Raw genomic sequence first — 23651 nt, 5'->3', positions numbered from 1 at the left:
TCCGGGAGACCCATGCGCCCCCGAATAGCCTTCGTGCCGCCCCTTGCCCTGACCAGCGGTGCCCTGACCGTCGGCGTCGGCGGTCTGTATCTGACAGGGCTGCTGCTCACGGGCGGCGAGATCGAGGCGGGTACGACGGTGCGCGGGGTGGACATCGGGGGCCTCAGCCGGACGGAGGCCATCCGCAAGCTGGACACGCACCTGGCGGCGGCCGGCTCGCAGGAGCTGGCCGTGAGGCTCGGCGACCGCAGCGGCACCGTCGACCCGCGGCAGGCCGGACTCACCTTCGACGCCGAGCGGACCGTCGACCGCGCAGCGCGCACCGCCTCCGACCCCGTCAGTGTGATCGGCGGGTTCTTCCCCTCGGGCGGTGAGATCGAGCCGGTCGTACGCCTCGACGAGGACAAGGCCCGCACCGCTCTCGGGAAGCTGGCGAAGACACTCGACCGGAAGGTCCGCGACGGCGCCGTCACCTTCAACGACGGCCGGGTCGGGCAGGTGGCTCCGCGCCGGGGCGAGGCACTGGACGTGGACGCCGCGGTCGGCACCCTGCGGACCTCCTTCCTGCGCGGCGGGGCGGGCACGGTCACGGCCCTGCCCGCCCGCGAGACCGAGCCGAACGTCACGGCGGAGGAGGTGCGGCGAGCGGTGCGCGACTTCGCGCAGCCGGCCATGTCGGCGCCCGTCACCCTCACCGCGGGCGGCAGAGACTTCACGATCAGCCAGGCCGTGCTGGGCGAGCACCTGACGATGCGGCCGGACGACTCCGGCAGGCTGACGCCGAGGCTGGACGGCAAGGGCCTGCGTGCCGCCCCCGCGGTGGCCCGTCCCCTGGCCGGCATCACCACCACGGCCGAGAACGCCAGGCTGCGCCTGGACGGCGACCAGGTCGTGGTGGCCGACGACGCCCGCACCGGCGTACAGGTCACCGGCAAGGCGCTGAGCGACGCCGTGCTGCCGCTGCTCACCAAGGCGGGCGCCGCCCGTACCGGGGAGGTGGCCGCGCGAGTGATCCAGCCGGAGGTGACCCGCGAGAACGCGGCGCGGCTGGGGCTGACGGAGAAGATGTCCTCCTTCACGGTCCACTTCGAACCGGCCGCCTACCGCACGAAGAACATCGGGCGGGCCGCGCAACTCATCAACGGCTCCGTCGTCCTGCCCGACGAGACCTGGAGCTTCAACCGGACCGTGGGCGAGCGCACCGAGGCCAATGGCTTCGTCGAGGGCATCATGATCCTCGACGACCAGTTCACCAAGGCGTCCGGCGGTGGTGTCTCCTCCGTGGCGACGACCGTGTTCAACGCGCTGTTCTTCGCCGGGGTCGAGCCCGTGGAGCACGGCGCCCACTCCTTCTACATCGAGCGTTACCCGGAGGGCCGGGAGGCGACGGTCGCCTGGGGCAGCCTCGATCTCAGGTTCACCAACGACTCCGGCAACGCCATCTACATCCAGGCCGAGTCCACCGACACCTCGGTGACCGTCACCTTCCTCGGCACCAAGAAGTACGACGAGATCAAGTCGGTCAAGGGGCCCCGGACCAACGTGGAACCGCCGGAGCGGAAGGTGAGCACCGGCAAGGACTGCGTGCCGCAGACCCCGCTCGAGGGCTTCGACGTCACCGTCGAGCGGGTCTTCTACGACGACGGCAGGGAAGTGCGGCGGGAGCCGTTCCACACCCACTACACCCCGCGTGACGAGATCACCTGCGAAGCCCCTGGGCGGGACCGGCCGTAGGTCCCTTCGGCCCTTTCAGTCGCCGCCCGCGGCCCTGCGTGAAATTCCTGGGCGACCGAGGCGCCTGGTCCCCGGTGCCGGACGGCGTCTTCGGCGTGCTTGCGTGGTTCAGGAACTGCTCACCAGCGGGACGCGCCGGCCGATGATGCCATGGTGGTCGTCCTCTACGTACTGGATCATCTCGGCGTAGATATCGGTCGCCAGGAACGACTGCCGGCCTTGCTCGGCGTGGGCAGTGCTCTCCCACTCAAGTCGGTCGGCCCAGTTCTTCTCCGCCTCGTAGAGTTCGTAACTCACGAAGCCGGGTTGAAGCCGGAGCCAGCCCACCATCCGGCGCGTGACGTCGAGGAACCTCTCACGGCTCGCTTCAGGGCGCAGCCGCAAAATGACGATATGGACGCTTGGTCGGCTGTCAGGCACCGGGTCTCCCCTCCGTACACGGTTGTGGCCTCCGCCGAGTTTACGATCGCCGCCACACCACATCCGCCCCCGGCGGACCCGGCAGCGGGCCCAGCGTGTCCGGGGGTGGCCGTGGTACGCGCACAGGCGCAGCCGTTCGTATTCAGGTCACCCCGCCGGCGCGGCGATCTCCCTTTTGAGGATCTTGCCGCTCGGGCCGGTCGGCAGTGTGTCCGAGAGCCACACCTGGCGCGGGTACTTGTACGCCGCCACCCGGTCCTTGACGAACCGCTGGAGCTCGTCGGGCGTGGCCTGCGCGCCCGGGCGCAGCACCACCGCGGCCGCGATCTCCTCGCCCAGATGCGCGTCCGCCACGCCCACCACCGCGGCCAGCGCGACGGCCGGGTGCTCGTGGAGCACCTCCTCGATCTCGCGGGGGTAGACGTTGTAGCCGCCGCGGATGATCATGTCCTTCTTGCGGTCGACGATGTAGAGGTAGCCGTCCTCGTCCTGGCGTGCGAGGTCGCCGGTGCGCAGCCAGCCGTCCGGGATGGCGGCCGCCGTCTCCTGCGGGCGGTTCCAGTACCCCTTCATCACGTTCGGCCCGCGGACGGCCAGTTCGCCTATCCCGCCGGGAGCCACGTCCTGGCCCTTGTCGTCGAGGAGCCGCACCTCCACGTCCTGGATCGGGGTGCCGATGGACCCGGCCTTGCGCGGCCGGTCGGGGTGGTTGAACGTGACCACCGGACTGGTCTCGGACATGCCGAAGCCCTCCAGGACGACGCAGCCGAAGCGCCGCTCGAAGCCGTGCAGGACCTCCACCGGCAGCGAGGCCCCGCCGGAGACGCACATCCGCAGCGTCGACACGTCCGCCTCCGACGGGTGCTGCAGCAGCGCCGCGTACATGGTCGGTACGCCCTCGAAGACCGTGGCCCGGTCGCGGGCGATGGCGTCCAGCACCGTCTGCGGTTCGAAGCGGGGGATCAGGGTGAGCGAGGCACCGCTGCGGACGGCCACGCTCATGGTGCAGATCTGGCCGAAGATGTGGAACAGCGGCAGACAGCCCACCACCACGTCCTCCGCCGTCATCCGCTGCACGTGGACCGTGTTGACCTCGGTGTTGTGCCGCAGCCCGGCGTGGGTGAGCGTGGCGCCCTTGGGACGGCCGGTGGTACCGGAGGTGTACAGCAGCACGGCCACGTCCTCGCCGTCCGTGCCAGTCACCTCGTGCAGCGGCTCGTGTGCGGCCAGCAGTCCGGCGAACGCCGCGGGTTCCACGGCCATGTGCCGCACTCCGGCGGCGGCCGCGCCCTGCGCCCCCTCGCCCGGCGCCTGGTGCCACTCGAAGAGCATCACCGCGCCGGAGTCGCCCAGGTGGTACTCGGTCTCCCGGGTCTTCAGCAGCGGGTTCATCGGCACGACGACCGCTCCGGCGCGCAGCACGCCGTAGTACAGGACGACGAACTCGGGAACGTTCGGCAGCATCAGAGCGACCCGGTCTCCCGGTCGCACGCCCTCGGCCCGCAGCAGCGCGGCGGCGCGGGCGCTGCGCTCGTCGAGCTCCGCGTAGCTGGTGACCTGGGCCCCCAGCCGCAGCGCGGGGCGTTCCGGCTGCCGCCGTGCCGTCTCCACCAGGAACTCCGCCAGATTGGCCATGACCCGCCTCCACGAACGTCATTTGTTGAAATCCGTTGTTCACGTCGACGACATCGTGCTGTCGTCCGGTGCGACGGCCTACGTGCGGCATGACAGCGTCTCCCGTCCCGGATTGTTCCCGGGTACAAAACAAGGGCGTTAAGCTGCGGGAATGAAGATCTCAGGGGTGGCCTCGGCGCTTCATGCGAGGCTGCCGGAACTGGGTGAGCGGATGGCGCAGCGCATCCGCTCGGACGTCGATGCCTACAAGGACGAGTCGCTGATCCCCTTCGACTCGCTGCGCCGCTCCTGCACCGCCAACGCGGACCTGCTCCTGAAACAGCTGAGCCGCGCGGACGCCCGCGATCCGAACCCGGCCCGGGAGACCGGCCGCCTCCGCGCCGAGCAGGGCGTGCCGCTGGCGGACACCCTGCACGCGTACCGGATCGGCTTCGAGCTCCTGTGGACGGAGATCCTCGTGGAGGCACGCACGCATCCCGAGGTCTCCGACGCCCAACTGGTGTCCCAGTCGGCGGAGGTCTGGGCGCTGTTCGGTCTCTACGCGGAGGCGGTGGCGGCGGCCTACCGGGAGACGTCCGCCGAGCTGACCTCGCGGCGTCAGGCGCGCCGCTCGGCACTGGTGGAGGCGCTGTTCACCGGCGTCATCGCCGACAGCACGCTGTGGGAGGCCGCCGGCGAGCTGGGTCTGCCCGACCGCGGACCCTACGTGGTCGCCGCGGCGGCGGCCGGCGCTCCCGGCGAGGAGCCGCTGGCGGGGACGGAAGCCGCGCTGCGCCACGCACACGTCATGTCTGCCTGGCGGCTGTTGCCCGACCAGCAGATCGGTCTGGTCGCCCTGCCCACGCCGACGGCGGAGAACACCTGCCTGCGCATCCTTCGCCGCGCCCGCGCCCGCGTGGGTGTCAGCCCTTGCTTCCACTCGCTGCGGGACACCCCCCAGGCCCTGCGCTTCGCCCGTCTGGCCCTGGCCGGCCTGCAGGGCACCGGCCCCGGCGTCGCCCGGTTCGACGACGACCCGCTGGCGATGGTCGTCGCCGCCGCCCCGGCTGAGGCGGCGCACCTGGTGGAGGTGGTCCTTCGGCCCCTGCTCGATCTCCCGGCCGCGGAGCGTGCCCGTCTCCTGGAAACCCTCCAACACTGGTTCGCCGCCGCCGGCTCCGCCATCGACGCGGCGCGGAGCCTCTTCGTCCACCCCAACACCGTCCGTTACCGGCTGCGCCGCATCGAGGAGCTGACGGGCCGTTCCCTGTCCGATCCACGAGCGGCGGCGGACATCGGCGCCGCGCTTCTGGCGGTCCGTCGCTGACGCGGCCTGCGGGTCTCGCCCTACATGTCCTGCCTCGCCTGGTGGCCGATCGCCGTCCGCAAGGCCGTGCGCAGTTCCTCCGAGGGCGGCGGGCCGTCCGTCTCGGCGCTCGCGGTGACCGCCGCGGCGACGGTGCGGAGCTTGGTGTTGGAGAGCTGGGAGGCCTCGCGCAGGACGTGCCATGCCTGGTCGGGGGTGATGGCGTGGGTCGCCATCAGGACGCCGCGCGCCTGGTCGATCACCGGGCGGGAGACGATCGCGTGGCGCAGCTGCTCGACCTCCTCCTGCAGCAGGTGCAGCTGTTCGGCACGTTCCAGTGCCACCGCTGCGGCGGCGGACTGCGCTTCCGGGGCGGCGCGGTGGGCCGTCGCACGCAGTGGATCGGTGCTGTCCAGTCCGGCCAGTTCCAGGATCCGGCGGGGCTGCCCGTTCCAGCGCGTGGCCGACACCGGTATCCGCCGCCGGTGACCGTGGTCGGCGAGGAGCTCCAGGAACTGCAGTCCGGCCGTGTCCATGAACACCACCCCGGACATGTCCAGGTCGACCCGGTGGGTGCCCGCCGGCAGTTCGTCCAGTGTCTCGGCCAGCGTGGCCGCGCAGCCGTGCACAAGCTCTCCCCGGGGCGCGAGCACCGTCCGGCCCGCGTCCACATGCCGGTCGATGACCAGGGTGTTCAGCTGCGCTGCGAGAGGTGTGTGTGCCGCTGAGGTCATGTCCCCGCCCTTTTGTTCCCGCTCGTCGGTCCTCGCCTTGTCGGTCCCGGTACTCTGCGTGACGTTGTGTGTCCGCCTGCCCGCCGTTCGGCGTAGTACACACCCGCCCGGGGAATGAGGAGTTGCCGTGGGGGTACGTGCGATCTCGACCGTCCGGACCCGGCGGAAGTGGGGAGAGGGTGTGGGCATCCGTTGTCAGGCATCGGCCGGGGCCGTCGGCGTGACCCCGCGGCTGAGGGTGTCGCCGCTGACGGGGCGGAGCGGTCTGCGTGTGGTCGGCGAGGTCGGTCTGGCGACGCACGCGATCTGGGAGCGCGTGCTGGAGCGAGTCGTGCGCGAGGACGGGGACGTGTACTACTTGGAACTGTCCGCCGTGACCTTCGTAGATGTCGCCGGTGCCGGAGCGCTCGCGTCCGCCGCCCAGCGGCTGGAGGACGGCCGGCGGATCGTACTGCACCAGCCGCCGCCCGCCCTGCGACGCGTGCTGGAGATGTTCTGGCCCGACCTTTCGGCGATCGAGGTGTCGATGTCATGAGTGCCGCGACCGAACCCTTCGATGCCTTCGGCTCCGTCGGCCCGGCCGATCCCTTCGTCCATCCCGCCCTCTTCTACGGCGACGAGCAGGAGTACCTCGCAGGAACGGTTCCTTTCGTACGTGCGGGGCTGGCGGCCGGCGACCCGGTGGCGGTGGCGGTGCCCGGGGACAACCTGCGGCTGATCCGGGACGGGCTCGGTGACGCCGCCGACGCCGTGCGGTTCCTGGACATGCGGGAGGCCGGGCGCAATCCCGGCCGGATCATCCCGGGGGTGCTGCGCGCCTTCGCCGACGCCCAGCCGGCCGGCCGCCGGGTGCGGATCATCGGCGAGCCGATCTGGGCCGGCCGCACGATGACCGAGTATCCGGCCTGCGTCCAGCACGAAGCGCTGATCAACGCGGCCTTCCGGGGCCGCACGGTGACCATCCTGTGTCCGTACGACACACGCTGCCTGGACGCCCGCGTCATCGCGGACGCCTACGCCACCCACCCCACCGTGATCCTCTCCGGGTCCGGACAGGAGCAGGACAGCGGCGCGTACGATCCCACGGACGTCGTCGCCCGCTACAACGAGCCGCTGCCGGCCGTACCGGACGTCCCGTCCTTCCCCTTCGACGCCGGCTCGCTGCCGCAGGCCCGGCACATCGCCACCGACGAGGGTGCGCGGCTGGGCCTCGCGGGCGTCCGGCTGCAGGACCTGACCCTGGTCATCGCCGAGCTCACCACCAACAGCGTGGTGCACGGCGGCGGTTCGGGCGCGCTGCGGGTGTGGGCCGAGGGCGGGCACGTGGTGTGCGAGGTGCACGACAAGGGCCGGCTGACGGACCCGCTGGCCGGCCGGCGGCCCGCCCCCCGCGACCAGCGCGGCGGCCGCGGGCTGCTCCTGGTCAACCTGGTCGCCGACCTGGTGCGCGTGCACACGGGGGAGGAAGGGACCACCGTACGGTGCTGGTTCGGCCGCTGACGGCCGCCAGGGCAGGACGCGCGCTGTTCAGCCCGCCAGTGGGTCCAGGACCAGTGGCTCGATCTTGCCCTCCAGCATGTAGCCCAGACCCTGTACGGCGCACACGTCGGGACGTTCGGCGATGTGCACCGGCATGCCGGTGGCGTGCCGGAGCATCTGGTCGAGGCCGGGGAGCAGGGCGCTGCCGCCGACCATCATGATCCCGCGGTCGGCGAGGTCGGCGACCAGATCGGGCGGGCAGTCGCGCAGCACCCTGCCGATGCCGTCGAGCACCGCGGTCAGCGGGGTCTCGATCGCGTCCCGGACGGCGGCGGTGTCGACCTGCACGGAGCGTGCGAGGCCGGTGGCCACGTCCCGCCCGTGGATCTCCGTGGACGCCGGCCCCTGCTGGGTGAGTCCGTTGCCGGAGAGGGCGAGCTGCAGCGGTCGTACGGACTGGCTGGGCAGCATCAGCTCGTGCTCGTGGCGCAGGTGCTGCACGATCGCGTGGTCGACGGCCTCGCCGCCGACGGGAACGCGTTCGGCGGTCACGATGGAGCCGAGGGAGAGGACGGCGACCTGGGTTGCGGCGGCCCCGCACACCATGACCATGGTGGCCTCGGGCCGCTCCACCGGTAGTCCGCAGCCGACGGCGGCGGCGATGAGGGTGTCCACGAGTTCGACGCGGCGGGCACCGAGGCCGACGAGCGTCTCGATCGCGGCGCGCTGCGCCAGCGGGTCGGCGTCGTGCGGGGTGCAGGCGGCGGCGCGCAGCCGGGGCTTGCGGCGCAGGCTGCGGCGGATCTTGTCGCCGAGCAGGTGCCGCAGCATGCGCTGGGCCATCTCGATGTCCACGACGGTCCCGCCGGACACCGGCCGGACGACGCGGATGTAGTGCGGGGTGCGCCCCGTCATCCGCTCGGCGAACTCGCCCACCGCGATCAGCGCGCCGGTACGGGTGTTCACGGCGGCGGCGGACGGCTGGTCGACGACGAGCCCGGCGCCCTTCACGTACACCCGCGTCCTCGCCGCGCCCAGGTCGACGGCGAAGTGGCAGCGGCGCAGCTGCTCCAGACTGGCGGTCATGGCAGGTCCTCCCGAGTGCGCAGACCGTGGAGGCCGCCGGACGGCAGGCCTCTTTGGCATCGTGCGGGGACGGCCGGGCGGGCGCGCGATGGGGTGGGCCGGGCGGGGCGCCGCTGAATGGGGGTTCTTGCCTCCTGGGTCCGCGGTGCTCGTGTGCGACGTGAAGGCGGGGAAGGTCAGAGGGCGCGGGCGGCTTCCAGGAGAGGGGCGAGGGAGGAGACCGTGACCTCGCAGCCGGCCTCGCGCAGGCCCTGCTCGGCGGTGTGGTTGCGGGCCAGACCGATGAAGCGGAGGCCGAGCTGCTGGGCGGCTGTGAGCTCGGCGACCGTCGAGCCGATCAGGACGCCCGTGGGGGCGGGCACGGCGGGGGAGCCCAGAGCCCGCCGAAGGCAGTCGGGGTCGGGCATCAGCAGGCCGAGGTCCGTGTTTCGGCCGTGGACGCCGGCGAGGGGGAGACGGTAGCGCTCGAGATAGCCGCGCACGGCCGGTTCGCAGACGTCCGTGACCACGCAGACCCGGCGGCCCGCCTGGTGGAGGGCGCGTACGAGGGCGATGGAGTGGTGAGTCGTGGGCGCGTGAGGGACCTCCCGCAGCTCCAGCTCGTCGAGCCGTTCCCGCAGGAGGGGCCCGAGTCCGTCGTGGGCGAAGGCGCGGAGCACGTCCAGCGGGTGCAGGAACGTCTCCCGCCCCGCGCCGGCCGCGGTGGGCAGCGGCCGGCCCGCGAGCGCGTCCTTCGGATCGCGGTGCTCGGCGACGACGGAGAGCAGGTCGAGCGCGGCCTCGCGCGCGGTGTTCGCCGAGAACAGACGGGTGAGGGGCCCGTCGAAGCCGAGCAGGACGGTCTCGGCCTCGCCGAGCAGGTCGGACGGCGGGCGGGGCGAGGGGGCCGACCGCTGCGGCGCCGGCCGCGGTGTCCCTTCCGGGGCGAGCTGCACCGAGTACGAGATCGCCAGCCCCGGCACCGGCCATCCGCGCAGCCCGGCGTTGACCGCGCGCTGGGCGGCGCCCGCACGGCGCAGGGGGTGACGGCGGGTGATGCGGCCCGCGGCGTCCAGCAGGTGGTCGAGCAGACGCCCGGACACGCCGGTGGCCTCGCTCCGTACGAAGGTGACGGGGTCGACGACGTGCCAGGACAGTTCGACCGCGGCGGCGAACGCGCCCTTGCCGGAGCTCGGCAGGGACACGGTGTGGAAGGCCTGGTGGGTGGTGAGGTCGACTTCGTAGTAGGTCGTGCGCCGGGGCGGGCGGGTGCCGTGCGGCCGGGCGGGGTTGAGCAGGGTGAGCGGGCCGTCCGGCTGGGTGTGGACGATCGCCTTGCGGCCCGGAGCCGGAATGCCCAGCTGGTGGAGGTCGTGCGTGATGAAGGGACCCCGCACGAGGTCCCGGTCCTCGGCCTCGGAGGCCGACCCGGACAGCGGGCAGTACCAGGCCACCGGCGGTGCGTCGGGCGCGCTGCGGTGCAGCGGCTGGAAGCGCGGCGGGTCGAGCGCGGCGGAGCTGGCCGTGAACTCCTCGTACCAGGTGGGCGAGACGACGACCAGGATGTCGGCGGCCGAACTCTCGCGGAGGGCGAGGACCTCCGGCGGCACGACAGGTCCGTCGGCGTCGTCGGTGAAGAGGGGCGTGTGCCAGAACGTCACGCGGAAGCGCGGAGGGCCGGCCAGTCCCGCGAGGGCCTCGGCCAGCCCGCGCAGGGCCGCGACCAGCACCGGGAGTGCGTAGGCGCCGGGTTCGGCGAGGACGAGGTAGCCGTTGTCGCGCACGTGTACCTCGCGGGGGGCGAGGGCGGCCCGGTCGAGGATCTGGTGCACCGCGTATTCGAGGGTGATACGGGCCTCGGGGCGGCCGGCGAGGTCGTCGGCCTCGAAGACGATCACGGGGCGGAGCCGCTCGGGCGGGGCGGGCCGGGGGGTGTCGGGTCCCGCGTCGAGCGCGCGGGCGAGCAGCCGGCGGAAGTCGTCGCGGTCCGGATGATCCCGGACCAGGTCGGTCAGGTCATGTGCGGCGCTTTCGGACCGGCCCAGTTCCAGATCGAGTTCGGCGAGGGTGGCGCACAGCGAGAGGCGGAGCTGGAGCAGCCGGGTGCGGGCGGCGTTCGCGGCCGGGCCGGGGACGCCGTCGAGAGCCGTGCCGTGCCAGAGGCCGAGGGCTTCGTCCGCCTGCGTGCGAGCGGCTTCCGTGTTCCCCGCGGCGCGCTCCGCCTCCGCACGGTCGGCCAGCTGCCGGAAGTGGACCGCGTCCACGAAGTCCGCGCTGGTGTGCAGGGCGTAGCCGTCCGGCCGGGTGGCCAGTACGCCGGGGCCCAGGGCGTTGCGCAGCCGGGAGGCGTAGGTGCCCAGGAGGGCGTCGGCGCGTGCGGGGGCCTGCCGGCTCCAGATGCCCTCGGTGAGCTCGGTATGGGTCACCGTGCGGCCGTGGCGGAGCAGGAGCATGCACAGCATGGCCTGCTCCTGCGGGGAGCCCACGGCGAGCGGGCGGCCGGGCCCCCGGCTGACGGAGGGGCGGCCGAGGAGGGTGTAGTGGAGCGGGTCGTAAGCCGACCGCGCCATGCGGTGCAGGCCGCGAGCGAGAAGAACGAGTGAGCCTTCCTCCTGCTCCCAGGGACCGGACAGCAGCCGGACGATGGCGGTCTCGTACGGGGACCGCAAGGAGTCCGGGAGAGCGGTGAGCCGGTCGGCCGTGACGGGTGTGCCCCGCTGTGCCGGGACACCGGACGAGAGGTGGAAGAGCAGCTCGCCGAGGGCCCGGAGGTCGGCCCGCTTCCCCTGCTGCGCGGGCAGCTTCCCGAGATCGAAGAGGGTGAGCTTGGCCGTCCCGTCGGGCAGGAGCAGCACTCGGCTCATTCCGAGTCCGCCGTGCGAGACGCCGGCCGCGTGGACGGCCCCGAGACCCTCGGCGAGCTGCCGCCCGAGCGACACCAGAAGCGGTGCCGGGAGGCGGTAACCACCCGGTGAGGCAAGGGAGTTCAGCGGGATGCCGGCCACGTGCTCCATGACGGCGTACGGTGTGCCGTCCTCGACTCCGTGGTCGTGGACGGCCACCACGTTCGGGTGGTCGACGGCTGCCAGCGCCTCCGCTGCCCGCAGAAAGGCGTCCAGGTGCTCCCGGTCGTCCGGCGCGGAGTGCAGCCGCACCACCACCGGCCGCCCCTGCTCGACGTCCTCGGCCTGCCACAGGGAACCGCTCGGCCCGAGCCGTTTCACGAACCGGTAGCGGTCGCGGAGCGCCGGGCGCGGGTCCGCCGGCGTTCCCGCCAGCCGCCGCACGCTCTCCGGCGCGACCGTCGCGAACGCCTCCCCGTCCACCCCCGTCCGGGTGCCGGACCGCGCCGGTGTCGAGGCGCGGAACTCGCCCGGTGCCCGTCCCGCCCGGGTGTCGATCAGGCCGCCCACCCGGTCCAGGAGTTCCGTGGTGCGGCTGCGCGCGGTCCGCGGCAGGCCGCGCAGCAGCAGATCGCGCACGCCGGGCCGGAAGGCGTAGGAGCCGGACGGGCCGGGGACGGTGGTGAGCATGCCGCTGAGGATCACTTCGGCGAGGTGCTGGGGGCGCGGGTCCGGCTCCAGGGCGGCCTGCACCAGGCGCATGACCGGCAGGTCGGGGCGGCCGACGGCGAGGTGTCCGGCCAGCCGGAACGCCTCCGGGGACGCGGTCGCACGGAAGCGGAGCACCAGCTCCTCGGCGGACAGCCGGCCGACGTCCGTACGGTCCTCGGAGGCGGCGGAGGCGGCGGAGGCGCGGCCCAGCAGTGCGACGGCGGCGGGCAGTTCGGTGCCGCCCGGTGCCGCGAGCAGCGCCGCCCAGTTCGCCAGCCACCGCGGGCCGGGCTCCAGCACGGGCAGCGGGACCGTGGCGGCGTGCGGCTCCCGCGGTTCGTGCGCCTCCCGCGGCTCGTACGGCGAGAACGCGAGTGCCGCCGAGGGAGCCGCCGGATGGGGCGCCGTCAGCCGCCCGGGTGCCGTCGGCAGGGCGGTGTCACGCCACAGATGTTCCGGGAGCGGCTGTACGACGGCCAGCGGCATCCGGCGCGCCCAGCGGCGCAGCGTGCGGTACCAGAGGGTGCCGGCGGGCCCCTGGCGCCACTGCGGGCCCATGCAGTCGCTGATCAGGAGGGTGACGGTGCGGCCGTCGGCTGGGGCGTGCGCGCCCTCGCCGCGGACCGTGCCGTCGGGCTCGGCCCGGTACGGGGTCACCGTGCGGAAGACGCCCGACTGGGCCAGGACCGTGTGCAGTTCGCGGATCAGGGGGCGCCAGACGGGCATCGTGGGGCCGGCGTCGTACACCAGGTTCAGGCGCAGCCAGCGTTCCCGCGCGGGCCGCACGACCGGCAGCCACCACTCGGGGGCGGCGCCGAGGCGGGCGATGCGGTCGGCGGTGGCGCGCTCGTCCAGTTCGTGGCCGGTGGGTGCGTCGACGCGGCGCTTGAGCGGACGCAGGGAGCGCTGCAGTCCCAGCGGGTGGCGCAGCATCGGGGGCGCGGGGGCGAGCAGGGAGGCGTGGGGCTGGGCCGTCGATCCGGGGGCCCGTTCCGGGGAGGGCAGGTGCAGCGGGGAGCGGGGAGCCTCAGGGAGAGGGGAAGGGGCCCTGTCCCGGGGCTCGGGTGCTGGTGGCGGTGGCGGCGGTGTCTCCTCGGGGGGTTCGGGCGGGCGTACGTCCTCGGCGGGGGCCTGCGGCGCGGAGGCTGCCGCGGGCTCGGCCGCCGGGGTCTCCATGTGCCGGGCCAGCCACAGGAGTTCGGCCAGTTCGAGCGGGGTGGGGCGGACGCCGGAAGCCGCCTCGGCCAGGACGTCGGCGAGGCGGACCAGGGGTTCCGGTGAGCCGGGGTGGTCAGAAGGCATCGGCCTGCGGTGCCTCGCCCAGATACGGCATCAGCTGCTCGGCCAGCTCGTCCAGGGACTCGGCGCCGAGGTCCGAGGAGCGGGCCAGGTAGATGGCGTTGAGGAGCTGGTCGGTGGCCAGGTCGCCGCCGCCCACCCGGGACAGGAAGCGGGTGATGAGGGTCTGCGCGTAGGCGTCGGGCTCCTCGTCGAAGTGGGCGCGGACGATGGCCGTGAGATGGCCGTCGTCGGGCTGCCGCAGCCGCAGGGTGACACAGCGGCGGAGGAAGGCGGGCGGGAACTCGCGCTCGCCGTTGCTGGTGAGGACGACGAACGGGAAGGCGCGGCAGCGGACCCGGCCGCGCTCCACCGGGACGCGCTCGTCGGTGCCGTCGACCATCACCTCGGCCCTCGGGGTGCGGCGCGCGGTGCGGACCAGTTCGGGGATCTCGTACTGGCCCTCCTCCAGGACGTTGAGGAGGTCGTTCGGCAGGTCCAGGTCGCTCTTGTCGATCTCGTCGATCAGCAGGGCGCGGGGGCGGGTGTACGGGAGAAGGGCGGTGCCCAGCGGGCCCAGGCGCAGGTGGTCCTCGATGCCGGTCTGCGGGGTGTCCCCGGCGTCCCCGGCGGTGCGCTCGGTGGCCTGCCGGGCCGCGTACAGCCGGGAGAGCGGGTCGTACTGGTAGAGGCCGTCGTCGAGCGTGCTGCGGCTGGTGATGTTCCAGCGCAGGACCGGGCCGAGGCGCAGTTCACGGGCGACCGCGTACACCAGCGAGGACTTGCCGGTGCCGGGCGGGCCGGTCACCAGGAGCGGGCGGCGCAGGTAGAGGGCCGCGTTGACGAGCTGCACGGTCTGCGGCGTGGCCCGGTACGTCTCGGCGCGGTGGGTGCGGTCCGGGGAGGCGGCGGAGGCCGCGTCGCCCTCGTCCGGCAGGTCGAGCACGGGTGCGCCGTCGAAGGCGCGCCAGGGCGGGGGCGGGGGCAGCCGGGTGATGCCGTCGTGTGGATCGCTGGTGCCGGTGTAGACGGGCCACAGGGGCATGAATCTTCTCTCCGTGGGGGTGGGGCAGGCAACTCAGGCGACGGGTGAGTGGAGGGAGGCGGCGGGCTCGGGGAAGCAGCGCGGGTCGTCCCACAGCAGCTGTACGTCCTTCGCCCAGTGCCGGTCGGGGTCGTCGTCCGCGTCCGCTGTCTCGCGCAACGCCATGACGTGGCGGGGGAGTTCGGCGGGCGGCACGCCCGTGACGGAGCCGGCGAGCTCGTCGAGGAACGCGGAGCCGGAGCAGGGGCCGCCGTGCCCGGTGTCGGGGCAGCCCGTGCGCGGCCACAGCAGGACCGGCACCGGGGTGTTCAGGCCGACCTCGAAGTGCGGCTGCGCGGTGGCGGGCGGGAAGGCGAAGCCGGCCAGGTCGGCGTCGTCGTCGCGCAGCCGCTTGCGCAGGCTGGGCGGCCGCTCGGGGGTGCCGCAGTCGACGCGGTGCAGACGGGCGTCCAGGCAGGCGTCCAGCTTCTGCCACTTCTTGGCCAGCTGGTGGCGGAGCCGCCCGCTGCGGTGCCGGGAGCGGTCCACGACGACGAGGGGGTAGGCGCAGCCCAGTGGTGTGGAGTCGTACGCGCCGCACTCCCAGTGCGCCACCGGCTCGTTGAGCCACTCGCGGGGCAGCACGAACGTGATCAACTCGTCTGCGTCCGGGGCGAGTTGGGTGAACGCCTCGTCGATGCGCTCCTGGACGTAGGTCCGCACGTCCGAGCGGCGCAGGCGGTGGGAGCCGACCCGCCTGCGCTGTCCGTCGCGGTACGCGGACACCTCGACGGTGACCTGGTCGGCGCCGGCGCCGCTGTGGTCGATCTCGACGAGGATCGGGGACCAGGCCGGGACAGCGGCGGGCCGCGCCGGCGGCGCGTCCAGCACCTCCTGCAGCCGGTCGGCGAACCGGGTCACCGCCTCGCCCTCGGGAACCTCCCACTGCACATACCCGGCCGCCGCCCCGAGCGAGGCGAAGCCGCCCTCCGGCAGCGGCGGTCCGAAGGGGCCCACGGCATCGACGTACAGCCGGCTGGGATCGCAGTCCGCTCCTTCGGTCACCGCCCGGCGCACCAGCCCGTACAGCCGTCGTACCGCGTCCGGCCCGTGGTCGGGGGTGGGGACCAGGGCGCCGAGTTCGGGCCAGTAGCGGGCCATGACCTGGGTGGGCAGCATCCGCCCGACGCGTCCGTCCCGTGCGCCCACGACGGTCGACAGCATGCCGACCACCCTGCCGTCCGCGAGCGTCGCCGCGGCGCCGCTGAACCCGGGTGCCAGGGCCTGCCCGTGGGCCGTGGCGGCCTCCAGCTGCCGCCACTCGTCCGAGACCAGCGCGCCGGGCACGGCCTGATACCGGGCGAGCATGCCCTCGTCGTACCCCTTGGGGAAGCCGTACGCGACCAGGGTGGGGGCGGGCTCGCCCAGCTCGGCGCCGGGCGGCGCGAACTCGGCCGGTTCCAGCGGCACTTCGCGGTCCAGTTCGAGGACGGCCAGGTCGCCGGGATCGGCGGCGTCGCCCGACCAGCCGCCGTGGACGGCCACGGTGGCGGGCACCGGGCCGAGATTCCTGCTGTTGGGGAAGGACACCGTCACCGCCGACGTGCCGCTTCCCCTGACGACGTGCGCGCAGGTGACCACACGGTGTGCGGAGACCAGGAAGCCCGCGCCCACCTCGTTCCCGCAGACGATCCGGGCGTGCCAGGCAGCGTTGCTCATGACCGGCCGGCGGCCTCCGTGTCCGACGGTGTCTGCCCGGGTGACCAGCTGAGTTTCACGACCAGGTGGCCCTCCGCCGAGCCCTTCGCGATGACCGCCCCGGCCTCGGCGCTCAGCTTCACGCCGAACTCGAGCTCCACGGAGTCGGGCCTGAGCGAGCCGTTCCGGAAGACCCGCAGCGCGGACTCGGCCGCCGCCCGCACGCCGTCCAGGGCGCCCTCGAAGGTGCGTGCCGCCCGGTCCGGTCCGTCGCCGCGCGAGACCATACGGGCACCGGACTCCTCGTCGACACCTTCCACGACGACCAGCGCGCCGTCCTCGGTCTTGAACTCCGTCAAGCCGTCCATGAGCTGCTCGCTCCCCCGTGCCGTGTGACTCCGCTGAACCTCATTGTTACGGACGGTACTTGAAGATGTCCCGGGTTCGATTGCGCCGGAATCGCCGACATGGCCGAAACCAGTCGGACGGGGGAGCGTGCTATGTCATATCACTCCCCGGATCACACCCAGGTCCACCAGGTCCTGCGGCCGGATGCGGAGTTGGTCCGCCGTCGCCTCCACCTCCTCCGGCGGCCGCTTGAGGATCGCCGCGGCCAGTTCCGGCGCGATGACGGAGAAGTAACTGTCCGGCGTGGCCCAGGTGTTGCCCGGAGCGGCCAGCGCCAGCGCACCGCCCGAGCCGCCCTCGCCGATCACCAGGGTGGTGACCGGGGTGCGGGCCGCCGCCACCGCTCCGAACAGGTCCGCGATCGCGGCGCCCGCACCCTGCCGCTCCGCCTCCGCGTCGTTGGCCGCGCCGGGAGTGTCCACCAGGGTCAGCACGGGGATGCCGAGCCGGTCGGCGAGGCGGATCAGCCGCGCGGCGGTGCGGTAGCCGGCCGGGCGGGTCGCGGTCCCGGTCTGGGCGGCGTACGCGACGGTCCGCCCCTCGTGCTCGCCGAAGCCGCAGAGCATGCCGTCGGGGTCGGCGCCGCCGCAGCGGTCGCCGTTGATCGAGACGCGGTGGGTGAAGTAGGCGTCCAAGTAGCGGGCCGCGCGGGCGCGTTCGGGTGAACGGGCGCGCCGGACGGCGTCCCAGCCGGAGGCCGGGAGGCCGGCGGCGCCGAGAGCCTGTGGTGGCGGGGCTGCCGTCCCCGCGGGGGACATCAGCAGGTTCAGCCACCGCCCCAGGGACCGCCTCAGTTCCCCAGGCCGTACGACCGCGTCGGCCGCGCCCGCCGCCACCTGCGCCTCGGCGGTGTACGCCGCCGGGTCCGCGTACGGTGGCCGGACCCGGGAGCCCGCGAAGCCGACCTGGGCGCCGGGCAGGGCGAGGATCACGTCGGCGCCCGCGCCGAGCGTGGCCCAGCCGCCGCCGGTCGTCGGGTCCCGCAGCACGGCGATCTGAGGGAGGCCCGCCTCCCTCGTGAGCGCCGACTGCCGTGCCACGCGCTGGAGTTGGGTCAGCGCGAGCATGCCCTCCTGCATCCGGCTGCCCCCGGTGGCGACCAGCGGCACGACCGGAAGCCGGTGCTCACGGGCGTACGTGTACGCCGCTTCCAGCCGGTCGCCGGTGCGCTCGCCGAGCGAGCCGCCGAGGAAGCCGAACTCGAACGCGATCAGCACGGCACGGGTGCCCTCGACACGCGCGGTGCCGCAGACGACGGACTCCGCCTCACCGGTGCGCTCGGCGGCACGGGCCCGCGAGGCGTCGTAGCCCCGCCAGGTGAGCGGTCCGTCGGGCCTGGAGTCCCCGGCGGGATACGGGAGTTCGGTGAAGGCCGAGTCGTCGGTGACGAGCGCGAGGGTGTCGCGCGCGGAGAGGCGGTCAGTCATGGCTCAGCGCCCGCTTCATGATCTTGCCCATGTCGTTGCGGGGGAGGGCGTCGAGGTAGCGGACGACCCGCGGCCGCTTGTGCGGGGCGAGCCGGCCGGCCACGTGATCGGCCAACTCCTCGGCACCCGGCGGGGCCTCCGGATCCGCCGGGACGATCCAGGCGACGATCCGCTCGCCCAGGTCGGCGTCGGGCTCCCCGGTGACGGCGGCCTCCCGCACCCCCGGATGCTCCAGGAGAGCGTTCTCGATCTCACCGGCCCCGATCTTGTAGCCCCCGCTCTTGATCAGGTCCGTGGCCTTGCGGCCGACGATCCGGACGTAGCCGTCAGGATCGCGCACGGCCATGTCCCCGGTGCGGAACCAGCCGTCGGCGGTGAAGGCGGCCGCCGTGGCGTCGGGCAAGTTGAGGTACCCGGTGAAGAGGTTCGGCCCGCGCACCTGGATCTCTCCGACGGTCTCACCGTCGTACGACGTGACCGCCGACCCGTCCTCCTCCACCAGCCTCAGCTCCACGCCCGGCAGCGGCACGCCGACCGTACCCGCCCGTGCCTCGCCCTCGGCGCGGACACCCGGCCGGGGGTCCGGGGGTGTCCACCGGGACGAGCACAGCATCAGCGTCTCCGTCATGCCGTACCGCTCGATCACCCGTCGGCCGGTCGCGGCCGTGATGCGCTCGTGGTCGTGCACGGGGAGGGCGGCGGAGCCGGAGACCAGCAGCCGTGCGCCGCTCAGCGCCTTGGCCAGCCTTGGGTCCGTGGGCAGGGTCTCGGCGATGCGGTGGTACATCGTCGGCACCCCGAACAGCATGGTCGCGCCGCCGTTCAGTTCGCGCGCCACGCCCTCGGTGCCGAAGCGGCCCAGGTGGCGTACGGATCCGCCGCGCCGCAGCGGGCCGAGCACGCCCAGCACCAGGCCGTGCACATGGAACAGCGGCAGCCCGTGCACGAGCACATCGTCGACGGTCCACTGCCAGGCGTCGGCGAGCGCGTCCAGGGTGGCGGAGATCGCCCGGCGGGGGAGGACGGCGCCCTTGGGCGGGCCGGTGGTGCCGGAGGTATAGACGACCAGGGCCGGGTCCTCGTCCGGGGCCGACCGGTCGTCGGGGGCGGGTCCGGCACCGTGCACGTCGACGTCGATGCGCTCGATGTCGCATACAGCGGCCGGGAGTTCGTCATCCGGCGCCGCCAGCACCACCGTCGGCGCACTGTCGGACAGGATGTGACCGAGCTCCTTCTCCCCCGACTTCGGGTTCAGCGGTACGACGGCCGGTCCGGCCAGCAGCGCGCCGACGACCCCCACGGCCGTCTCCAGCGAGGGGGTCGCCCAGACGGCGACACGGCCGGCCCCGCGGATCCGGTCGCCGACGGCCCCGGCCGCCGCCGCGAGCTGCGCGTAGGTCAGGGACCGGTCGCCGAAGCGCAGGGCGACCTGTTCGCCCGGGGCGTGCGTCAGGGCCGGGAAGAGGGAGGACACGCGGCGACTCCTCGAAGGTCGGGGCCTGGGTCACAACACCACCGTTCCTACACCAGCGCCAGAGAAATCTGCCGTCGTCGGAGATTGATCTGGGTCACCTGACCGTCAGCCCGTCGCCCGCCTGCGGATCACCGGCGAGGCCGTCCCGGTGCACCAGCCCTTCTGCGTCCCGCGCGAACGCGGCCATGGGGTTCTCCGATGCCGGGGCTTCCCCGAAGGGGAAGGCCAAATGGGTTGTCCCGGGTGCGGGGGCGACGGTTACCCTGCGGCTTCACGAGATGTCCGAGAAGGGAACCAGCCGTGCCCAGCGTCGCCCTCGTCACCTACGACCCCCGGCCGGAGCCCAGCCACGACCGCGACCTCCCCGTCCTGCTGCGGGCACTGGAGGAGGCGGGGGCCGAGGCGGACGCCGTGTTCTGGGACGACGCCGACACCGACTGGGCCGCCTACGACCTCGCCGTCATCCGGTCGACCTGGGACTACAGCTGGCGGGCGGAGGAGTTCGTGGCGTGGGCGGAGCGGTGCGGCAAGGCGACACGGCTCGCGAACCCGGCCCAGGTCGTGCGCTGGAACACCGACAAGCGGTACCTCGGCGACCTCGCGGTTGCCGGCATACCCGTCGTCCCCACCCGCTACCTCGCCCCCGGCGACGCCGCCGACCTGCCCGACGACCACGACTATGTCGTCAAGCCCACCTCCGGGGCGGGCGCCCGGTACGCGGCGCGCTACACGCCCGGGCAGCGGGAGACGGCCGTACGACACCTCGCGCGGATGCGCGAGGAGGGGCTGACGGCGATGGTCCAGCCATACCTGCGGAGCATCGACACCGCCGGTGAGCGGGCGCTGCAGTTCTTCGGCGGGCGCCTCCTGCACGCCAGCCGCAAGCGGGCCGTCCTGGCCCCCGGCACGGCCTTCGACGCGGACAAGGTCGCCCACCCCGGCCTGGAGCGCTGGACCCCGACCCCGGCCGAAGTCGCCGTCGCGGAGCGCGCCCTGGCCGCCGTACCGGAGGCACCGGAGCTCCTTTACGCCCGCGTGGACCTCGTGGACGGGGACAACGGCGAACCGCGCGTGATGGAACTGGAGTTGGTCGAGCCGAACCTCTTCTTGGACCTGCATCCTGAGTCGGTGCAGGCAGTCGTGGCGGCGATCCTGGCGGCCGCTACCCGTTAGCTGTGCCGGGTTGGCGCGACCTTGTGGTTGATCATCACTCCGGGTGGGTGACGGGGACCGTCATGGTGCGGTGGCCGTCGCCGTTGGCCGACGGGCGGGGGCCGTCGAGGGCGCCCAGGCAGGTGGCCAGATGGCGGGCCGCTTCGACGGTGAACGCGCCGTCCGGCCTGGCTGTCCCTTCCGGCGGAAGCCGCATTTCGTCCGTGGCCGGAGGGTTGCCGCCGACGAAGCGGGCCAGGTCCATATTGACGAGCCAGCAGGCCACGGCCACCTCGGCTCGGCCGGGCGCCGTCCGGCGGACCCTGACGTGGCCGTACAGGGTGAAGTCGTCTCCCCCGAAGGGGACCGTTGTGGTGTGCTCCCGGCCGTCGGCCGACTGTCGCAGCAGTTCACGCGCGGCGGGTGCCAGTACGGCTCGGGCCATCGGTTCCGCGTAGAGCACAGGGCCTCCTCGTTGGGCGTGCGGGCAAGCTTCGCAGTCCGCAAGCACAACCACCAGGGGCTGCCCGGCCAGTGCGGCTGACGTTGCACCAGTGCCGCGTCAGCCAAGGTTCGCCCCGTCGCGACGCCCGGCACGCTCCCCCACTGCCTCAAGGGCGTGGGAGGTGCGCCCACTCGCCGCACCGGCCGAAAGCCCACGTACGTCCAGTACGAGGACTTCCGGCCGGCACGCCGAGAGCACGCACCGGACGCCGCTCCTTGCCGGGCAAACCTTGGCTGACGTGGCACTAGCCGGCGGCAGCCACCCGCTGCAGCAACCCCCACGTGAACTCCGCGACCACCTCCCGCCGCACCCCCTCCCCGTCCGGCGCCGTGAACGCCAGCCCCCAGCGGGTCGGCGCCGTGCCCTCCAGAGGCCTTGCGGGGGCGAAGGCCCGGGCCGCCTCGTCGACCGTGCAGGACCAGGGGGTGAGGTCTTCCAGGGTGTGCAGCTCGGGGGCGGGGGCGCCCGGGGCGCGGACCAGCCATTCATTCCAGACCGCGCCGTTCGGGGCGACGAGCACCTCGAAGCGCAGGTCCGGCCAGAGCGGGAGGGACCACTGCCGGGCCTCGCACTGCAGGTCGCCGATCCTGCGCGCCGTCACCGACTCGGGAGCTCCGAGGACCGAGCGGTAGCGGGAGGCGGCGGCGCGGGCGCGCGGGGAGCGGAGCATCGCCTGCCAGCGTTTGTTCGCCTGGCGCATGTCCGCCATCGAGGCGCCCAGTCGACGGCGGGCGTCCTCCACGAGGCCGGGGTTGTGGTCCGCCATCCGGCGGAGGAGGACCAGTTGGAAGTGGTCGGGGGTGAAGGGGCCGACGGGGGGCTTTCCGGAGGGCATGGGGACCATCGTCGCGCACCGGGGACGAGCCCGGACGCCGCCCGTCCGGCAGGAACAGCACCGAGTTGACGTAGCGCGGGCCCCGCAAGGACAGGACGCGGCGCAGCAGGCCCTGGGAGGCCACGTACGAGGCCCTCGCCTGGTGAGCCTCCAAGGGGAAGAAGGCCAGCGGGATCCATCTGTCGTGCGGCAGCACCCAGCCGTCGTAGCCCAGCAGCGAGAGGTAGGTCAGTACCGGAGCGATCGGCTGGATGCGGGACTCCAGCTCGACGAACAGGGCCGGGCGGTCGCGGGCCAGGAGTGCCGTCGCGCCCCGCAGCACCGCCAGCTCGCTGCCGTCCACGTCGACCTTGATGAAGCCGACGTCCCGCAGGCCGAGGTCGTCGAGGGTGATGCGGGGCACCTCCATCGCGTGGCCGTGGATGTCGCGGCGGACCAGGGACGACACGCCCCGGTCGCCCGCGTCGCCCGGCGGGAGCCAGAGGCGGGCCGTGCCGGGACGGTCCGCGGCGGCGGCCTGGATCACGCGGACGTTCGCCGGGCCCGCGGCGGTCAGGAGACGGGTCAGGTGGGGGACCGGTTCGACGGTCACCACCTGGCGTGCCCGTCCGGACAGGCGCCGCGTCCACGGGCCGTACCAGCCGCCGACGTCCACGGCCGTGCCGCAGCCGGCCGGGCACAGCTCGCCGAGCCGGGCCAGTTGGGGTTCGAACCGGGGGTAGACGGCTTTGGCGGCCGCGGCGACCAGGCGGGCCGGGAGGAGAGCGGCCAGGCGGGCGGCCAGTGTGGGCGCGGCCGTCATGGGGACATCCGTTTCAGCAGCTCCTCGTGCTCGTCGTCCGAGACCTGCTCCCCGGAGGACGGCAGGAGTTGCGGGATGCCGTCGACGACGGGGTAGCGGCGGTGCAGCCGCGGGTTGTAGAGGGCCTCGGCTCTCGCAGGCCCGTCCGGTACGAGAAGGTGCAGCGGGCCCTTGTCGAGCGGGCACGCCAGGATCTTCAGGAGTGGGTCTTCGGGGTTCACGGTGGTGTCAACTCCTTGGCACCTATGGGGGGTTGGGGAGCCGTGTCGTGCCTGGGCATGGTCAGCAGCACGGTCACCGCGAGTGCGGTGCCCGCCAGGCGCAGGGCCAGCCGCAGCGGGTCGTGCGGAAGCGACTCGCCGAAAGAGAGCGTGCCGAGCACGGCCGTGAACAGGCAGGTCACCGTCGTGCACACGGGCACGATCAGCGAGGCCCGGCAGCGCTGCAGCGCCGCCTGCGACATGACCAGGCCGAACGCTCCGGTGAGCAGCAGGAGGTACGGGTACGGGGAGCGGAGCACGCCGAGCAGCGCACCGCCCACGTCACCGGCGGACAGATACGTGGATACGCCCTTGATGGCGAGCGAGCTGACGCCGTAGAGCAGGCCCACGCCCACGCCGTACTCGACGCCGGTGGTCGGCAACCGGTGGCGGTGGCGGGAGCGGCGCTCGGCGGACCCGTACAGCCACACGCCCGCCGCCAGCGACGGCACGCACACCAGCAGGATCAGTGGGTAGGGGGCGTCCTGGCCGGCTCTGTCCGAGCCCTCGCGCAGCGACAGCACGACCATGAGGATCGCGGCGAGGATCGCGGCCAGCGCGTACCGCTCGCGGCCGGTGGTCTCCTCGCCGAGCAGCCGGGCGGACAGAAGCACGAGCAGTACCAGGCCGGAGACGAAGATGCCCTGCGCGGCGGCGATCGGCAGTGTGCGGTACACGGCGAGCTGCGCGCCGAACCCGGCGGCCAGCGCGAGCGAGCCCCCGATCCACAGCGGGCTGCGCAGGACGAGCCCGAGCAGCCGGGCGGGTTGCCGGATGCTCACCTGCGGCAGGGCCGCGAGGGCCCGTTTCTCCAGCACGAATCCGGTGCTGTACAGGACGTTCGCCAGAAGGGCCGCGGCCACTCCCCACCACATGGCGGCG

General features: G+C 73.5%; 19 protein-coding genes and 1 pseudogene. 5 read left to right on the top strand and 15 right to left on the bottom strand.

Annotated elements, in window-relative coordinates:
* The first annotated feature begins 12 nt into the window (after positions 1-12).
* The gene (locus tag ACZ562_RS12530; protein ID WP_471177052.1) at positions 13-1734 is read left to right on the top strand and encodes a VanW family protein; all 1722 of its coding nucleotides are present in this window, start codon (positions 13-15) and stop codon (positions 1732-1734) included.
* 108 nt (positions 1735-1842) lie between these two features.
* Here ACZ562_RS12530 and ACZ562_RS12525 read toward each other — a convergent pair whose 3' ends face one another.
* Both ACZ562_RS12525 and ACZ562_RS12520 read right to left on the bottom strand, forming a co-directional pair.
* Complete coding sequence (locus ACZ562_RS12525) at positions 1843-2154, bottom strand: putative quinol monooxygenase (protein ID WP_471177049.1); 312 nt, start codon at positions 2152-2154, stop codon at positions 1843-1845.
* A gap of 147 nt (positions 2155-2301) precedes the next feature.
* The gene (locus tag ACZ562_RS12520) at positions 2302-3789 is read right to left on the bottom strand and encodes a long-chain-fatty-acid--CoA ligase (protein WP_471177047.1); all 1488 of its coding nucleotides are present in this window, start codon (positions 3787-3789) and stop codon (positions 2302-2304) included.
* 166 nt (positions 3790-3955) lie between these two features.
* Here ACZ562_RS12520 and ACZ562_RS12515 point away from each other — a divergent pair, with 166 nt between their 5' ends.
* Positions 3956-5095, top strand: a complete 1140-nt coding sequence (locus ACZ562_RS12515; protein ID WP_471177864.1) for a PucR family transcriptional regulator — start codon at positions 3956-3958, stop codon at positions 5093-5095.
* A 20-nt stretch (positions 5096-5115) separates the two neighbouring features.
* Here ACZ562_RS12515 and ACZ562_RS12510 read toward each other — a convergent pair whose 3' ends face one another.
* A complete protein-coding gene (locus ACZ562_RS12510) occupies positions 5116-5808 on the bottom strand; it encodes an STAS domain-containing protein (RefSeq protein ID WP_471177044.1) in 693 nt (230 codons plus the stop codon).
* Between the two features lie 181 nt (positions 5809-5989).
* Between ACZ562_RS12510 and ACZ562_RS12505 the strand changes: the two genes are divergently transcribed.
* Positions 5990-6343 carry an STAS domain-containing protein gene (locus ACZ562_RS12505; RefSeq protein ID WP_471177042.1) on the top strand — a complete coding sequence of 118 codons (354 nt, stop codon included), beginning with the start codon at positions 5990-5992 and terminating at the stop codon, positions 6341-6343.
* Positions 6340-7308, top strand: a complete 969-nt coding sequence (locus tag ACZ562_RS12500; protein ID WP_471177040.1) for an anti-sigma factor RsbA family regulatory protein — start codon at positions 6340-6342, stop codon at positions 7306-7308. Before ACZ562_RS12505 ends, ACZ562_RS12500 begins: the two co-directional genes overlap by 4 nt.
* A gap of 27 nt (positions 7309-7335) precedes the next feature.
* Here ACZ562_RS12500 and ACZ562_RS12495 read toward each other — a convergent pair whose 3' ends face one another.
* From ACZ562_RS12495 to ACZ562_RS12465, 7 genes are all read right to left on the bottom strand, one after another.
* A complete protein-coding gene (locus ACZ562_RS12495; RefSeq protein ID WP_471177037.1) occupies positions 7336-8373 on the bottom strand; it encodes a rod shape-determining protein in 1038 nt (345 codons plus the stop codon).
* A gap of 176 nt (positions 8374-8549) precedes the next feature.
* Positions 8550-13208 carry an SAV_2336 N-terminal domain-related protein gene (locus ACZ562_RS12490; protein ID WP_471177035.1) on the bottom strand — a complete coding sequence of 1553 codons (4659 nt, stop codon included), beginning with the start codon at positions 13206-13208 and terminating at the stop codon, positions 8550-8552.
* The gene (locus ACZ562_RS12485; protein ID WP_471177032.1) at positions 13198-14229 is read right to left on the bottom strand and encodes an AAA family ATPase; all 1032 of its coding nucleotides are present in this window, start codon (positions 14227-14229) and stop codon (positions 13198-13200) included. Before ACZ562_RS12485 ends, ACZ562_RS12490 begins: the two co-directional genes overlap by 11 nt.
* A gap of 33 nt (positions 14230-14262) precedes the next feature.
* The gene (locus ACZ562_RS12480; protein ID WP_471177029.1) at positions 14263-15927 is read right to left on the bottom strand and encodes a VMAP-C domain-containing protein; all 1665 of its coding nucleotides are present in this window, start codon (positions 15925-15927) and stop codon (positions 14263-14265) included.
* Entirely contained in the window at positions 15924-16274 is a 351-nt protein-coding gene (locus ACZ562_RS12475) for a CU044_2847 family protein (RefSeq protein ID WP_471177026.1), read from the bottom strand. Before ACZ562_RS12475 ends, ACZ562_RS12480 begins: the two co-directional genes overlap by 4 nt.
* A gap of 135 nt (positions 16275-16409) precedes the next feature.
* Positions 16410-17741 (bottom strand): carboxyl transferase domain-containing protein, encoded by a 1332-nt coding sequence (locus ACZ562_RS12470; protein WP_471177023.1) that lies wholly within the window; start codon positions 17739-17741, stop codon positions 16410-16412.
* A complete protein-coding gene (locus tag ACZ562_RS12465; RefSeq protein WP_471177020.1) occupies positions 17734-19215 on the bottom strand; it encodes an acyl-CoA synthetase in 1482 nt (493 codons plus the stop codon). The genes ACZ562_RS12470 and ACZ562_RS12465 overlap by 8 nt, the downstream gene beginning before the upstream one ends.
* A gap of 300 nt (positions 19216-19515) precedes the next feature.
* On the opposite strand from ACZ562_RS12465, the gene ACZ562_RS12460 reads away from it, so the two are divergent.
* Positions 19516-20388 (top strand): ATP-grasp domain-containing protein, encoded by an 873-nt coding sequence (locus tag ACZ562_RS12460; protein WP_471177018.1) that lies wholly within the window; start codon positions 19516-19518, stop codon positions 20386-20388.
* A 34-nt stretch (positions 20389-20422) separates the two neighbouring features.
* Here ACZ562_RS12460 and ACZ562_RS12455 read toward each other — a convergent pair whose 3' ends face one another.
* From ACZ562_RS12455 to ACZ562_RS12435, 5 genes and pseudogenes are all read right to left on the bottom strand, one after another.
* Complete coding sequence (locus tag ACZ562_RS12455) at positions 20423-20830, bottom strand: hypothetical protein (protein WP_471177015.1); 408 nt, start codon at positions 20828-20830, stop codon at positions 20423-20425.
* A gap of 286 nt (positions 20831-21116) precedes the next feature.
* Complete coding sequence (locus ACZ562_RS12450; RefSeq protein ID WP_471177013.1) at positions 21117-21707, bottom strand: hypothetical protein; 591 nt, start codon at positions 21705-21707, stop codon at positions 21117-21119.
* Positions 21685-22509, bottom strand: a pseudogene (locus ACZ562_RS12445) (FkbM family methyltransferase); the annotation flags it as partial. The pseudogene ACZ562_RS12445 and the gene ACZ562_RS12450, both read right to left, overlap by 23 nt.
* Entirely contained in the window at positions 22506-22730 is a 225-nt protein-coding gene (locus ACZ562_RS12440; protein WP_471177011.1) for a Trm112 family protein, read from the bottom strand. The gene ACZ562_RS12440 and the pseudogene ACZ562_RS12445, both read right to left, overlap by 4 nt.
* Positions 22727-23632 (bottom strand): hypothetical protein, encoded by a 906-nt coding sequence (locus ACZ562_RS12435; protein WP_471177862.1) that lies wholly within the window; start codon positions 23630-23632, stop codon positions 22727-22729. The genes ACZ562_RS12440 and ACZ562_RS12435 overlap by 4 nt, the downstream gene beginning before the upstream one ends.
* Between the last annotated feature and the right edge of the window lie 19 nt (positions 23633-23651).

Source organism: Streptomyces sp. NPDC040410 (assembly GCF_055595715.1).
The sequence above is the reverse complement of the archived record's forward strand: the minus strand, read 5'-3'. Positions and strand labels throughout refer to the sequence as shown.